Genomic DNA, 14,320 nt, shown 5'->3' with positions numbered 1-14,320 from the left:
GCCCGACACCGGACGGCCCCGTCAGACGGGGCGCCCCGCCGTCAGAACCCGTGCGGCAGCCATGGCGCCACGTCCGACCCGAACCCCACCGACGCCTCCGCCAGCGCGCCCGGCCGCACCTCCCGCACGCGGCCGGCCGCGGCCAGCGAGCCCAGACTCACGCCGCCGAGGTAGGCCGCCCCCAACTCCCGTGCGGACAGGGCGAGTTCCGGCGCGTCGGACGTACGCTCGCAGGTCGCCCCCTTCGCGTCCCCGCTGAGCCGCCAACGCCCCGCGTTCCAGGGGCAGAAGGCGTCCTCGACCTCCAGCACGACGTCCACCGGCGCCAGGTAGGTCCGCGCCGTCAGTGCCGCCGCCACGTCCACCAGCCGTACGTACAACGCGTCCCGCACCGCCGGGCGGCACCGCCTGATGTCCGACACCTGGTACTGCCACTCCTCGTCGACCGGCCGTCCCCGCACGGCCAGCGTGGAGGTCAGGTCGATGCCGAACAGGAAGCGCCACAGCGCCGCCCTGGTCGCCGGGTCCAGCCCGGCCAGCTCGCTCAGGGCCACCGTGCCCCTGGGTCCCTCGTCGCCCCAGGCCGGCCGCACCCGGAACCGCGCGTACCCCGTGACCTCGCCGTCCCGCCGGGCCACCACGCACTGGAGCGGAGAGGCCCCCTCCCGCTTGCTCTCCGGGTCCAGCAGCCCCACCCGTTCCCAGCCGGGCCGGCGCGCCAGCATCCCCGGCCGCCCGGGGACCAGCCGCGCGTACACCGCCTCGCACGCGTCGAGCACCTCCGCGGGCGCCGCGTACTCCAGCCGTACGTCATCCGTGCCGTCGGGCACGGACAGCCGGACCCGGTCCGTGTCGATCTCCGCGTTGATCTGGTAGGTCGCGGCGCCGTACCCGAACCGGCCGTAGATCCCCGGTTCGGAGGCCGTCAGCACGGCCAGCGGTTCGCCCCAGGACCGTACGTCGTCCAGCTGCCGCCGCATCATCGCCGTCAGCAGGCCCCGGCGCCGGTGCGTGGCGGCGACACTCACCATCGTCACGCCCGCCGCGGGCACCTCGGCCCCGCCCGGCACGGTCATCCGGAAGCCGAACGCCCCCGCAGTCCCGACGCACTGCTCGCGCTCCCAGAGGCCGATGGAGCGGTCGGCCTGCGTCAGGGAGTCGTAGAGCGCCATCTCCTCCGCCGACTCCGGCACCCCGCTGAAGGCCCGGATCAGCGTCTCGTACCACTGGCTCCACTCGTCCTGCCGCAGCACGCGCAGCTCGGTCATCACATCGCGGTCCTCGCCCATGGCTCATGCGTACCAGGGCCGTCCAAGGACGGTCGAACCAATTTCTGCCAGGTTGCGGCGCGACGGCCGTACGTGAAGTTCACTGTGAAGTCAGGCCTCGGACGGGGGACAAGTGGGGCCTCCCGTGCCAAGCGGCCGGTCCGATGGATAGGGTCCCGAACTAATGGCAGCAGGACGACAGCGGCGCGCGGAGGCCGAGACGTTCACGGCCCGGTGGAAGAAGCAGTGGCACCGGGCCCGCGTCGGCATGCGCCGGTCCGCCGTCGACTACTTCCGCGGCGACGGCTCGGACTGGATCGCCCTGGCCGGGCTGCTGCTGATGATCCCCGTGATCGCGGCCACCACGATGATGAACAGCGTCTGGTGCGCACCGGCCGCGCTGGTCCTGCCGATCGTCGCGGGCGGCCTGCTGCTGCGCCCGGCGAGCCTGCTCGGCCTGTACGCGGCGGCGGCCACCGCGCTGATCGTGGAGTCGGTCCAACTGGGCCCGTACACCGAGGGCCCCTCCCGGGTCACCCCCGGCGTCGTCCTGGTCGTCGCGGCCTGCGGCTTCTTCGGACTGCTGGTCGCCCAGTTCCGCAGCCGGGTCGGCGTGCCCTGGCGGCGCGGCGGCACCATGCTCTTCGACCTGCGCGAACGCATCAGGGTCCAGAGCAAGCTGCCGGGCCTGCCGCCGGGCTGGCACCGCGAGATGGCGCTGCGTCCGGCCGGCGGCCAGTCCTTCTCCGGCGACTTCGTCGTCGCGGCCCGCACGAACGGCGGCCGGACCCTCGAGGTGGTCCTCACGGACGTCTCCGGCAAGGGCATGGACGCGGGCTCCCGGGCCCTGCTGCTGTCGGGCGCGTTCGGCGGCCTGCTGGGCAGCCTCCCGCCGCACGCCTTCCTGCCGGCCGCCAACGGCTACCTGCTCCGCCAGGACTGGGACGAGGGCTTCGCCACCTCCATCCACCTCGTCCTCGACCTCGACTCCGGCGACTACGAGCTGTACTCCGCCGGACATCCGCCGGGCATCCAGCTCAGCGCGGGCACCGGCCGCTGGGAGGAGAAGTCCGCCGAGGGACCGCTGCTCGGGGTGTACGACGGGGCGCAGTTCGACCCCGTGAAGGGCTCGCTGCGCCCCGGGGACGTGTTGATGCTGTTCACGGACGGACTGGTGGAGACCTCCGACCGCGACATCGCCGAGGGCATCGACCGCCTCACCGGCGAGGCCGACCGCTATGTGGCGGGCGGCTTCCACGGCGCCGCATGGCACCTGATCGAGGCGGTCGCCAAGGACGTCAACGACGACCGGGCGCTCCTGCTGATCTGCCGGGAGGGCGCGACGTCCCCCAGCCCGGCGACGCCCGCCTCGACGGCTGCGGCCCCGGCGACGGCCGACTGACACACTGGACGGCGTGCCCCTCACTCCCTCACCCACCGGCGAACCCTCCCCGGCCCTCTCCGCGGCCGAGGTCGAGACCATCGCCCGCGCCGCCCACGCCGGACAGACCGACAAGGCGGGACGGCCGTACACCGACCACCTGCGGGCCGTGGCCGAGGGCGTCCGGCGGCGCGGCGGCGACGAGGAGCAGATCGCGGCGGCCTGGCTGCACGACGCCGTCGAGGACGACGCGCTGTCCGAGGAGTGGCTGCGCGAGGCCGCGTTGAGCCGCCGTACCAAGGACATCGTGCTCGCCCTCACCAAGCGCGCGGGGGAGCCGCCCGAGGAGTACGCCGCGCGCATCCTCGCCACGCCCGGCGCGCGCCTGGTCAAGGAGGCCGACCTGGCGCACAACGCCGACCCGGCGCGGCTCGCGGTCCTCGACGAGGCCACCCGCGCCCGGCTGACCGAGAAGTACACGCGGATGCGCGCACTCCTCGGTCCGGACGGCGGCCCGACGGCCCGGAGTTAGACGGAGACCTTCTCGCCGGCCCTGCCGGGCACGTGCGCCTCGCGCACCTCGGGTGCCTCGGCAGCCTCGCGTGCCGCGCGCGCCTCGGGCTTCTCCCGCCGCTCGCGGTCGCGGGCGGCCTCACCCGGGTCCCGCCGGAAGGCCCATTCCATCCTCGGCTCCACCACGCACCTGAAGACCCGCTGGACGGGCCTGGTGCACAGCACGGTGATGACGGCGGCGCCGAGGACGGTCAGCCCGATCTCGCCGAGCGGCCGGTCGAGCGCGGGGTGGGAGAACCAGCCGGCGTACGTGCCCTCCTTCACCAGGAAGCCGTGCAGCAGGTAGCCGAAGATCGTGCCCGCGCCGAGGGCCGTGAACCACATGCGGCGACCGGGCACCCAGGCGAAGAAGCACGCGGAGAGCACCACCGAGCAGCCGAAGAGCGCGAGCGTCACGACGGGCCCGGTCCACCAGGGGGCGCCCGTGTCCTGCACCGGGGCGTTGCGGTAGAACCAGCCGGTCTCCATGCGCGGCACCGACCACCAGGCGACGACCACCGCCGCCGCGACCACCGGCACGGACATGATCCGCACCGAGCGGCGCCGCACCAGCCGGAAGTGCTCGGGGCGCAGCAGCAGGCCCAGCACGAAGCACGGCAGGAACTGCAGCACCCGCTGCATGTTCAGGTCGTTGCCGATCGTCGGTGTCACGGAGGCCAGCGCGGCGATGGCCAGGGCGATCGGCAGCGGCCTACGAACCGTCCTCCAGAGGGGGGTGGTCAGCCGCCAGACGAACAGCGCGCACAGGAACCACAGCAGGTAGGTGGGGTCCAACAGGCTGATGTCGGCGCCCGGGTCCTCACTGAGGCGGCGGTGCAGAGCGTAGGCGACCTCGAAGACGACGTAGGGGACGGCGACACCGGTGACCAGTCGCCTGACACGCTTGGGGCTCAGATCGAAACTGCGCGAGAAGTAGCCGGAGATGATGATGAACGCCGGCATGTGGAACGTGTACAGGACCCGGTACAGGGTCTCCACGGTCCGGTTGCCGTCCAGGATCTGGCCCCACGCGTGACCGACACCGACCAGCACGATCGCCAGGTACTTGGCGTTGTCGAAGAACGCGTCGCGCGCACGGTCCGGCTGCGTCTGCCGGTTCGACGGGAGCGGAGTCGTCCGGCCGTCGCGCGATCGCAGCGAGCTCGTCATGCGACCCCCCGCCGGAAAATCGGCGAGTCGTCACAGGACCTCGCTGCTCTGGTGGGGGACGGGGCAGCGTAGAACATCTGAGGCACCCTAGCGTTCTCCGCGGGAATCCGTAAAACCTCCGACGTCATTCCCGTATTCGCGTGCACGAGTGCCTCGTGGGCCCTGTGTATTTCGGCGAACGCGAACGCCGCGACCCCGTGGCGCCGGTGCGCCCCCGAGCAGCGCCGCGCCGGAAGCCGGGCCCGGGACCACCCCACTTGTCATGACTCGTCATGACTAAACAGTGCATAAGTCCGGCGGGTGACTCCACTGGAATGTCCGCTTCAATGCGCTTACGGGGGCCGCTGGGGCCTGCGAGATCTCCCTGTGATGTGCCCCTCGATGTGCGTCCCGCGACAATTCGAAATATCTGCGAACGCGTTGTGTGGGCATCGAAACGAAGTGGCCGGAATTCCCCGCGCGGGTGCCCTGTCGAATTCGTGTGCGGGGTGCGACGGTTGAGTACGTCTGTGTGGACGGGGAACCGCGACACCCCAGAAGCCGGCCGGACGATGTGTCACCTGCCGCATAGCGGGGCCCGGTTGGTGGCACGATGGTTCTGGCGGGGGTGTGCGCGGCCGCACCCCCGGGCCGGGAGAGGGACCGACCTAGGGTGTGATCAGTTGTGGCCATTTCACTGTCAGTGGTGCTGCTGTTGGCGATCATCCTGGTGGTGTTGCTGCGAGGGGGCTCCATCAAGGCGGGCCCGGCGATCGTCGCGGTCCTGTTCGGCTTCTTCCTGGCGTCCACCGGCATGGCCGACGACATCCAGCGGTTCCTGAACTCGATAGCGGACACGATCAACTCGATCCAGTTCTGACCGGCCCGCCGCCTCCGGCCCGCACGGAGGCGCCCGGTCGGCCCGAAGGCCCCGGACGGCGCAAAGGTCTCCGGACAGCACGAAGGCCTCCGGCCCGGTCCCTTCGAAGGGACCGGGCCGGAGGCCTCTCGGAGCGGGCGACGGGAATCGAACCCGCGTAGCTAGTTTGGAAGACTAGGGCTCTACCATTGAGCTACGCCCGCACAGCGCACCGCAGGTCGGCGACCGCGGCACTGCAGGCATCCTAGCGGGTCGCCCCGCCTCACCGCACACCCCTTCCGGTCCGCGCCGGACCGTCCGCGGCGCGCGGGAAACCGGAAGGCCGCGACGCCTGGCGGCATGTACCCTACGTGTCGCACCAGACGGGGTGTGGCGCAGCTTGGTAGCGCGTCCGCTTTGGGAGCGGAAGGCCGTGGGTTCAAATCCCGCCACCCCGACCACCTCGGTCGATCGTCCCGGACGAGTGCGAGTGATCGCCTTTTGGGCCGTGTAGTCGCTGCCGTTACTATGCAAGCTGCACGCCCGTGTGTCTCAGCGTCTGAAGTCTCCCGGGCGGCGAAATTTGCCGGATGCCGCTCTGGCTCCGGCAGAACCCAAGAAGTCAGCCACCAAGGAGACCGAACCGTGAAGAGCGCCGTGGAGACCCTGAACCCGACCCGGGTTCGGCTCACTGTCGAGGTGCCCTTCGAGGAGCTCAAGGACAGCCTCGACGCGGCGTACAAGAAGATCAACCAGCAGGTCACGGTGAAGGGCTTCCGCAAGGGCAAGATCCCGGCCCGGGTCATCGACCAGCGGTTCGGCCGCGGTGCGGTTCTGGAGGAGGCGGTCAACGACGCGCTTCCCAAGTTCTACACCGACGCGGTCAACGAGGCCGAGCTGAACCCGCTCGGCCAGCCCGAGGTCGACATCACGGAGCTGAAGGACGGCGAGACGCTGAACTTCACCGCCGAGGTCGACATCCGCCCGACCGTCGAGATCCCGGACTACTCCGGCATCGAGGTCGAGGTCGACGCGGTCGAGGTCAGCGACGAGGACGTCGAGAAGTCGGTCGAGCAGCTGCGCGAGCGCTTCGCCTCCACCGCCCCGGTCGAGCGCGCCGCCGAGGACGGTGACGTGGTCACCCTCGACCTGCGGGCCAAGGTCGACGGGGAGGTCCTCGAGGACGGCGTCGCCGACGGCGTCTCCTACACCATCGGCTCCGGCGAGCTGCTGGAAGGCATCGACGACGCCGTGACGGGCCTGGAGGCCGGTGGCGAGACCACCTTCACCTCCGAGCTCAAGGGCGGCTCGGCGGCCGGCAAGGAGGCCGAGGTCACCGTCAAGGTCACCCAGGTCGCCAAGCGCGAGCTGCCCGAGCTGGACGACGACTTCGCGCAGCTCGCGTCGGAGTTCGACACGCTGGAGGAGCTGCGCGCCGACAGCCGCAAGCGCCTCGCCAACATGAAGCAGTACGACCAGGCGACGCAGGCCCAGGAGCGCGTCCTGGACAAGCTGCTCGAGCTGGTCGAGGTCCCGATCCCCGAGAAGCTCCTCGAGGACGAGATCAACACCCGTAAGCACAACCTCGAGCACCACCAGCTCGGCCAGATGGGTCTCGACCTCGAGAAGTACCTCGAGCTCCAGGGCAAGACCGCCGAGGAGTTCGACACCGAGACCCGCGAGGCCGCGGTCAAGGGCATCAAGACCCAGTTCGTCCTCGACGAGCTGGTCAAGCAGGAGAACCTCAACGTCAGCCAGGAGGAGCTCACCGAGCACCTCATGCGCCGCGCGGCCTCCTCCGGCATGTCCCCCGACCAGTTCGCCCAGGCCGTCGTCGAGCAGGGCCAGGTCCCGCTCCTCGTCGGCGAGGTCGCCCGCGGCAAGGCCCTGGCCGTCGTGGTCGAGAAGGCCACGGTCAAGGACACCAACGGCGAGCTCGTCGACCTGGACGACGAGGACGACGAGGGGGAGGAGACGGAGGCCGCCGAGGCCGCCGCCGAGTCCACCGAGTCCGGTGACGACAAGGCCGAGGAGAAGACCGAGGGCTGACCCTCGCGTCTCCGCCGACGGACGTGAAAAGGGCCCCGGACGATCAGTTCCGGGGCCCTTTCGCCGTACGGCCGGACAGCCCCCTCGGGGGCGCGGGGAACTGTGCGAGCAACCACGACGGACCCGTACCCGGCGACCAGCAGGACCTGCCACGGCGCTACGCCCCCGGCGAACACCCGCAGAACCGGGATGGCGCCGCAGGCCCACCGCGTTAGGGTCCATGAATACGAGGGCAGGGGAGTCCCCGAAAGCGGCTCCAGCCCCGCAGGGAAACGTGAGACGGCCCGGCGCCGTCGTAAGACGAGCAGGTGGATACGTGACGAATCTGATGCCCTCAGCCGCCGGCGAGCCCTCCATCGGTGGCGGCCTCGGCGACCAGGTCTACAACCGACTGCTCGGCGAGCGGATCATCTTCCTCGGCCAGCCGGTCGACGACGACATTGCCAACAAGATCACCGCACAGCTGCTGCTCCTTGCCGCCGACCCGGACAAGGACATTTTCCTGTACATCAACAGCCCGGGCGGTTCGATCACGGCCGGCATGGCGATCTACGACACCATGCAGTTCATCAAGAACGACGTGGTGACGATCGCCATGGGCCTCGCCGCCTCCATGGGGCAGTTCCTGCTCAGCGCGGGCACCCCGGGCAAGCGCTTCGCCCTGCCGAACGCCGAGATCCTGATCCACCAGCCCTCCGCGGGCCTGGCCGGTTCGGCCTCGGACATCAAGATCCACGCCGAGCGGCTGCTGCACACCAAGCGGCGCATGGCCGAGCTCACGGCCCAGCACACCGGCCAGACGATCGAGCAGATCACCCGCGACTCGGACCGCGACCGCTGGTTCGACGCCTTCGAGGCCAAGGAGTACGGCCTCATCGACGACGTGATCCCCACGGCCGCCGGCATGCCGGGCGGCGGCGGTACCGGCGCCTGAGCCCTCTGCGGGCCCCAGCGGGGGCCCCAGCGCGCCCCAGCCGGCCTCAGCCGACCGCCTCAGCCCCTTTCCAGGAGACACTGTGAACGACTTTCCCGGCAGCGGCCTGTACGACCGCGCCCGCGCCGAGTACACCGGCCCCTCGGCCGAGTCCCGCTACGTGATCCCCCGCTTCGTCGAGCGCACCTCCCAGGGCGTCCGCGAGTACGACCCGTACGCGAAGCTCTTCGAGGAGCGCGTGATCTTCCTCGGCGTCCAGATCGACGACGCCTCCGCCAACGACGTCATGGCGCAGCTGCTGTGCCTGGAGTCGATGGACCCCGACCGGGACATCTCGGTCTACATCAACAGCCCCGGCGGCTCCTTCACGGCGCTCACGGCCATCTACGACACGATGCAGTACGTGAAGCCGGACGTCCAGACGGTCTGCATGGGCCAGGCCGCCTCCGCCGCCGCCGTCCTGCTGGCCGCGGGCACCCCGGGCAAGCGCATGGCGCTGCCGAACGCCCGCGTCCTGATCCACCAGCCCTACAGCGAGACGGGCCGCGGTCAGGTCTCCGACCTGGAGATCGCCGCCAACGAGATCCTGCGGATGCGCTCGCAGCTGGAGGAGATGCTGGCCAAGCACTCCACCACGCCGGTCGAGAAGATCCGTGAGGACATCGAGCGCGACAAGATCCTCACGGCCGAGGACGCGCTGAGCTACGGCCTGATCGACCAGATCATCACCACCCGGAAGATGGACAACTCCTCTCTCCGCTAGGCGGGAGGCTGTATCGTCTGCCGCTCCTTGGCACGGTTTGACGCGATTCACGTCAAAGGGAACCGTGCCAAGGGGGGCCCGGACGGGGGGCCCGGCAAGGTACCGTCGGACATAAGGCAGCACCAGGAGTCCGCTGGACGGCGACGCGACGTCGACGTCCGGGAGTCTCCCAGGCGAAGGGGAAGCACACCGTGGCACGCATCGGTGACGGCGGCGATCTGCTCAAGTGCTCGTTCTGCGGGAAGAGCCAGAAGCAGGTCAAGAAGCTCATCGCAGGGCCCGGTGTCTACATCTGCGACGAGTGCATCGATCTCTGCAACGAGATCATCGAGGAAGAGCTCGCGGAGACCAGCGAGGTGCGCTGGGAGGAACTCCCGAAGCCCCGCGAGATCTACGAGTTCCTCGAGGGCTACGTGGTCGGCCAGGAGGCGGCCAAGAAGGCCCTTTCCGTCGCGGTGTACAACCACTACAAGCGGGTCCAGGCAGGCGAGAACGGCGGTGCCCAAGGCCGCGAGGACGCCATCGAGTTGGCGAAGTCCAACATCCTCCTGCTGGGTCCCACGGGCTCCGGCAAGACCCTCCTCGCCCAGACCCTCGCGCGCATGCTGAACGTCCCGTTCGCGATCGCCGACGCCACGGCGCTCACCGAGGCGGGGTACGTCGGTGAGGACGTCGAGAACATCCTGCTGAAGCTGATCCAGGCCGCGGACTACGACGTCAAGAAGGCCGAGACCGGGATCATCTACATCGACGAGATCGACAAGGTCGCGCGGAAGAGTGAAAACCCCTCCATCACGCGCGACGTGTCGGGCGAGGGCGTCCAGCAGGCCCTGCTGAAGATCCTGGAGGGCACCACGGCCTCCGTCCCGCCGCAGGGCGGCCGCAAGCACCCTCACCAGGAGTTCATCCAGATCGACACGACGAACGTCCTGTTCATCGTGGGCGGTGCGTTCTCGGGCCTGGAGAAGATCATCGAGGGCCGGGCCGGAGCCAAGGGCATCGGCTTCGGCGCGACGATCCGCTCCAAGCGGGAGATCGAGTCCAAGGACCAGTTCGAGCAGGTCATGCCGGAGGACCTGGTCAAGTTCGGCATGATCCCCGAGTTCATCGGCCGGCTCCCGGTCATCACCTCGGTCCACAACCTCGACCGCGAGGCCCTGCTCCAGATCCTGGTCGAGCCGCGCAACGCGCTCGTCAAGCAGTACGAGCGCCTCTTCGAACTCGACGGCGTGGAGCTGGACTTCGAGCGCGAGGCGCTGGAGGCCATCGCCGACCAGGCCATCCTCCGCCAGACCGGCGCCCGCGGCCTGCGCGCCATCATGGAGGAGGTCCTCCAGGGCGTGATGTACGAGGTCCCGTCCCGCAAGGACGTGGCCCGCGTCGTCATCACGGCCGACGTGGTCCTCTCCAACGTCAACCCGACGCTCATCCCCCGCGATTCGCGGGGGCGGGGCCCGGGCGAGCAGAAGACGGCGTAGCCGCACGGTACGCACGCACGCGGAAGGGGCCCGGTCGCTCGACCGGGCCCCTTCCGCGTTGCCGTACTCCGGCGTCAGGCCTTGACGCGGACTTCCTTGCGGAACTTGGCGGTGAGGTCCGCCGCCTTCTCCGGGTCGCCGCTCTTGCCCGCCGCGAGGTCGAGGAGGTCCATCGGCATGACCCAGCCGAGCGTGCTGTGGTCGCCCCAGATGCAGTAGGTCATGTTCATCTTCTTGGGCTCGTTCGCGCCGCCGTCGGAGTTGTTGAACTCGGCCTGCTGGCACTTGATGATCGCGCCCTCCAGCGAGTCCGGCTTGTACTCCTTCGGGTCCCCCTGCAGCGTGACGTCCTCGTCGCTGCCGCCCTTCTCGCTCTCCTTCTTCATGTGCGCGAACATCGCGTCGACGGTCTTCTCCGGGTCGTCGATGGTGCCGTAGACGCCGGCGAACATGAGCTGCTTGGTGGCGAGCGGGTTCTCCTCGTTCTTCGCCTCGTAGGCGGCGCTGGCGTCGTTGGCGTCCTTCACGCCCCAGGACTCGGCGTCCTTGAGGTCGCTCTCGTCCATGGTGCTGCCGCCGCCCTCGGACTTCGTGTAGTCCGTGAGCACCGTCGCCGGCGTCGTCAGCTTGTGCGGGCCGTCGTCGGCGATGTCCGAGCCACCGCCACCGCTGGAGCCGAGGACGAAGTACGCCCCGACGCCGATCGCCGCCACGACGGCGACCGCGCCGATGATCAGGCCCATCTTCTTCTTGCCGCCGCCCGGGGCCGGGGGCTGGGGCATGCCGTAGGGCTGCTGGCCGTAGGGAGGCTGCTGGCCGTACGGGGGCTGCTGGCCGTAGGGCGGGGCCTGCGGGGGGACGCCGCCCTGCTGGGGCTGCTGCGGGTAGCCGTAGCCCGGCTGCGGGGGAGGTGTCTGCTGGGGGTAGCCATAGCCGGGCTGGGGGGCCTGCGGCGGCTGCTGGCCGTACGGCCCCTGCTGGCCGTACGGTCCGGGCTGCTGAGGCTGCCCGCCGTACGGGCCCGGCTGGTTGTGACTCATTGCTGGGTTCCCCTCCAGATGTTTACGTGGTGCTGACATCCTGACGCAGCCAGGGCCGACCGCAGCCACCGGGGGCCGCACCGTTACAAACGAAACGCGTTTCGGGACACGGTCGTGACGCCCGTAAACTGACCCCCGTGACCGAGAACACTCAGCAGCCGCAAGCAGCGCCCACGACCGAACTGCCGACCCAGTACACGCCGGCCGAGGTAGAGGGGAAGCTGTACGAGCGCTGGGTAGAACGGGGTTACTTCGAGGCGGACGCCCAGAGCGAGAAGCCTCCGTACACCGTCGTCATCCCGCCGCCGAACGTCACGGGCAGCCTGCACCTCGGGCACGCCTTCGAGCACACGCTCATCGACGCCCTGACCCGCCGCAAGCGCATGCAGGGCTACGAGACGCTGTGGCAGCCCGGCATGGACCACGCCGGCATCGCCACGCAGAACGTCGTCGAGCGGGAGCTGGCCAAGGAGGGCAAGTCCCGGCACGACCTCGGCCGGGAGACGTTCGTCGAGCGTGTCTGGCAGTGGAAGGGCGAGTCCGGCGGGCAGATCAGCGGGCAGATGCGCCGTCTCGGCGACGGTGTCGCGTGGTCGCGTGAGCGCTTCACCATGGACGAGGGCCTGTCCCAGGCCGTCCAGACCATCTTCAAGCGGCTCTACGACGACGAGCTGATCTACCGCGCCGAGCGCATCATCAACTGGTGTCCGCGCTGCCTGACGGCCATCTCCGACATCGAGGTCGAGTACCAGGACGACGACGGCGAGCTGGTTTCGATGAAGTACGGGGACGGGGACGAGACCATCGTCGTCGCCACCACCCGTGCCGAGACGATGCTCGGTGACACCGCCGTCGCCGTCCACCCGGAGGACGAGCGGTACAAGCACCTGGTCGGCAAGCTGATCAAGCTGCCGCTGACCGACCGCTCCATCCCGGTCGTCGCCGACGAGCACGTCGACCCCGAGTTCGGCACCGGTGCCGTCAAGGTGACGCCCGCCCACGACCCGAACGACTTCGAGATCGGCCAGCGCCACGACCTGCCCGCCATCGCGGTCATGGACGAGCACGCCGTCATCACCGTCCACGGCCCCTTCCAGGGCCTGGACCGGCTGGAGGCCCGCTCCGCCATCGTCGCCGCGCTGCGCGCCGAGGGCCGGATCGTCGCCGAGAAGCGGCCCTACGTCCACTCCGTCGGCCACTGCTCGCGCTGCAAGACCACCATCGAGCCGCGCCTGTCCATGCAGTGGTGGGTCAAGGTCGGCCCGCTGGCCAAGGCGGCCGGTGACGCCGTCCGCGACGGCAAGGTCAAGATCCACCCGCAGGAGATGGAGAAGCGGTACTTCGACTGGGTCGACAACCTCCACGACTGGTGCATCTCGCGCCAGCTGTGGTGGGGCCACCGCATCCCGGTCTGGTACGGGCCGAACGGCGAGATCGTCTGCGTCGGCCCCGACGAGCAGCCGCCGAGCGGCGAGGGCTGGCACCAGGACTCCGACGTCCTGGACACCTGGTTCTCCTCCGGCCTGTGGCCGTTCTCCACCCTCGGCTGGCCCGAGCAGACCGACTCGCTCGCGAAGTTCTACCCGAACTCCGTCCTGGTCACCGGCTACGACATCCTCTTCTTCTGGGTCGCCCGGATGATGATGTTCGGGCTCTACGCGATGGACGGCACCCCGCCGTTCCACACCATCGCCCTGCACGGCATGGTCCGTGACCAGAACGGCAAGAAGATGTCCAAGTCCTTCGGGAACGTGGTCAACCCGCTGGACTGGATGGACAAGTACGGCTCCGACGCCCTGCGCTTCACCCTCGCGCGCGGCGCCAACCCGGGCGTCGACGTCCCGATCGGCGAGGACTGGGTCCAGGGCTCCCGGAACTTCGCCAACAAGATCTGGAACGCCACCCGCTTCGCGCTGATGAACGGCGCGACGGTCGAGGGCCCGCTGCCGGACGCGTCGAGGATGTCCTCGACCGACCGGTGGATCCTCTCCCGGCTCAACTCGGTGGTCGCCGAGGTCGACGCGTTCTACGAGGACTACCAGTTCGCGAAGCTCTCCGACGCCCTGTTCCACTTCGCGTGGGACGAGGTCTTCGACTGGTACGTCGAACTGTCCAAGACCACCTTCCAGGCGGGCGGCGAGGCCGCCGAGGTCAGCAAGCGCGTCCTCGGCGAGGTCCTCGACGTCACGCTGCGGCTGCTGCACCCGGTCGTCCCCTTCGTCACGGAGACCCTGTGGACCACCCTCACGGGCGGTGAGTCCGTCGTGATCGCCGAGTGGCCGACCGACTCCGGTTTCCGGGACGCCGACGCCGAGCGCGAGATCGGGACCGTCCAGTCGGTGATCACCGAGGTCCGCCGGTTCCGCGCCGACCAGGGCCTCCAGCCCGGCCAGCGGGTCCCGGCCCGGCTGACGCTCGCGGGCAGCGCGCTCGCGGCGCACGAGGCGGCCGTCCGCCAGCTGCTCCGCCTCCAGCCGGAGGGCGACGCCTTCACGGCGACGGCGACCCTGCCGGTGGCGGGCGTCGAGGTCGCCCTCGACCTCTCCGGGGTCATCGACTTCGCCGCGGAGCGCAAGCGGCTGGCCAAGGACCTCGCCGCCGCGGAGAAGGAGAAGGCGCAGGCCAACGGGAAGCTCGGCAACGAGGCGTTCCTCGCCAAGGCGCCGGACCACGTCGTGGACAAGATCCGGGGCCGGCTGGCCAAGGCGGACGAGGACATCGCCCGCATCGAGGCCCAGCTGGAGAAGCTGCCGCAGGCGTAGCCGCCGAAACGTCCGCGGAGGCTCCCGGTGCCGTCACGGCACCGGGAGCCTCCGCGTCCCCAGGGGCGCGGGGCTGTTTCGACGT

11 protein-coding genes and 2 tRNA genes are annotated in these 14,320 nt (G+C 70.0%); 9 read left to right on the top strand and 4 right to left on the bottom strand.

What is annotated here, in order from left to right:
• Nucleotides 1–41 precede the first annotated feature (41 nt).
• The gene (locus tag ACZ6EG_RS03895; RefSeq protein WP_469601258.1) at nucleotides 42–1,289 is read right to left on the bottom strand and encodes a GNAT family N-acetyltransferase; all 1,248 of its coding nucleotides are present in this window, start codon (nucleotides 1,287–1,289) and stop codon (nucleotides 42–44) included.
• 163 nt (nucleotides 1,290–1,452) lie between these two features.
• Between ACZ6EG_RS03895 and ACZ6EG_RS03890 the strand changes: the two genes are divergently transcribed.
• Together ACZ6EG_RS03890 and ACZ6EG_RS03885 are read left to right on the top strand one after the other, a co-directional pair.
• Complete coding sequence (locus ACZ6EG_RS03890; protein WP_391968005.1) at nucleotides 1,453–2,670, top strand: PP2C family protein-serine/threonine phosphatase; 1,218 nt, start codon at nucleotides 1,453–1,455, stop codon at nucleotides 2,668–2,670.
• Nucleotides 2,671–2,683: 13 nt separating this feature from the next.
• Nucleotides 2,684–3,181 (top strand): HD domain-containing protein, encoded by a 498-nt coding sequence (locus ACZ6EG_RS03885; protein ID WP_469601254.1) that lies wholly within the window; start codon nucleotides 2,684–2,686, stop codon nucleotides 3,179–3,181.
• Here ACZ6EG_RS03885 and ACZ6EG_RS03880 read toward each other — a convergent pair.
• Nucleotides 3,178–4,371, bottom strand: coding sequence for an acyltransferase family protein (locus ACZ6EG_RS03880; RefSeq protein WP_469601251.1), 1,194 nt, complete (start codon nucleotides 4,369–4,371; stop codon nucleotides 3,178–3,180). The two genes, ACZ6EG_RS03885 and ACZ6EG_RS03880, sit on opposite strands and share 4 nt — an antisense overlap.
• Nucleotides 4,372–5,035: 664 nt before the next feature.
• Between ACZ6EG_RS03880 and ACZ6EG_RS03875 the strand changes: the two genes are divergently transcribed.
• The gene (locus tag ACZ6EG_RS03875; RefSeq protein WP_053130833.1) at nucleotides 5,036–5,230 is read left to right on the top strand and encodes a hypothetical protein; all 195 of its coding nucleotides are present in this window, start codon (nucleotides 5,036–5,038) and stop codon (nucleotides 5,228–5,230) included.
• A 132-nt stretch (nucleotides 5,231–5,362) separates the two neighbouring features.
• Here ACZ6EG_RS03875 and ACZ6EG_RS03870 read toward each other — a convergent pair.
• Nucleotides 5,363–5,433, bottom strand: a tRNA-Gly gene (locus ACZ6EG_RS03870).
• A gap of 160 nt (nucleotides 5,434–5,593) precedes the next feature.
• Here ACZ6EG_RS03870 and ACZ6EG_RS03865 point away from each other — a divergent pair.
• From ACZ6EG_RS03865 to clpX, 5 genes are all read left to right on the top strand, one after another.
• Nucleotides 5,594–5,670, top strand: a tRNA-Pro gene (locus ACZ6EG_RS03865).
• A gap of 184 nt (nucleotides 5,671–5,854) precedes the next feature.
• Nucleotides 5,855–7,258, top strand: coding sequence for a trigger factor (gene tig, locus ACZ6EG_RS03860; RefSeq protein WP_391968002.1), 1,404 nt, complete (start codon nucleotides 5,855–5,857; stop codon nucleotides 7,256–7,258).
• 328 nt (nucleotides 7,259–7,586) lie between these two features.
• Nucleotides 7,587–8,192: an ATP-dependent Clp protease proteolytic subunit gene (locus tag ACZ6EG_RS03855; RefSeq protein ID WP_053142395.1), complete on the top strand. Its 606-nt coding sequence runs from the start codon at nucleotides 7,587–7,589 to the stop codon at nucleotides 8,190–8,192.
• A gap of 82 nt (nucleotides 8,193–8,274) precedes the next feature.
• Nucleotides 8,275–8,955 (top strand): ATP-dependent Clp protease proteolytic subunit, encoded by a 681-nt coding sequence (locus tag ACZ6EG_RS03850; protein ID WP_356603401.1) that lies wholly within the window; start codon nucleotides 8,275–8,277, stop codon nucleotides 8,953–8,955.
• A gap of 191 nt (nucleotides 8,956–9,146) precedes the next feature.
• Nucleotides 9,147–10,433, top strand: a complete 1,287-nt coding sequence (gene clpX, locus ACZ6EG_RS03845) for an ATP-dependent Clp protease ATP-binding subunit ClpX (RefSeq protein WP_356603399.1) — start codon at nucleotides 9,147–9,149, stop codon at nucleotides 10,431–10,433.
• A gap of 74 nt (nucleotides 10,434–10,507) precedes the next feature.
• Here the strand turns inward: clpX and ACZ6EG_RS03840 are convergent, their stop codons facing one another.
• A complete protein-coding gene (locus tag ACZ6EG_RS03840; RefSeq protein ID WP_391968001.1) occupies nucleotides 10,508–11,473 on the bottom strand; it encodes a hypothetical protein in 966 nt (321 codons plus the stop codon).
• Between the two features lie 137 nt (nucleotides 11,474–11,610).
• Here ACZ6EG_RS03840 and ACZ6EG_RS03835 point away from each other — a divergent pair, with 137 nt between their 5' ends.
• Nucleotides 11,611–14,235 carry a valine--tRNA ligase gene (locus tag ACZ6EG_RS03835; RefSeq protein ID WP_469601246.1) on the top strand — a complete coding sequence of 875 codons (2,625 nt, stop codon included), beginning with the start codon at nucleotides 11,611–11,613 and terminating at the stop codon, nucleotides 14,233–14,235.
• Nucleotides 14,236–14,320 lie beyond the last annotated feature (85 nt).

Source organism: Streptomyces sp. NPDC041968, assembly GCF_055589025.1.
Note: the sequence above shows the minus strand (reverse complement) of the source record. Positions and strands in the feature narration are given on the sequence as shown.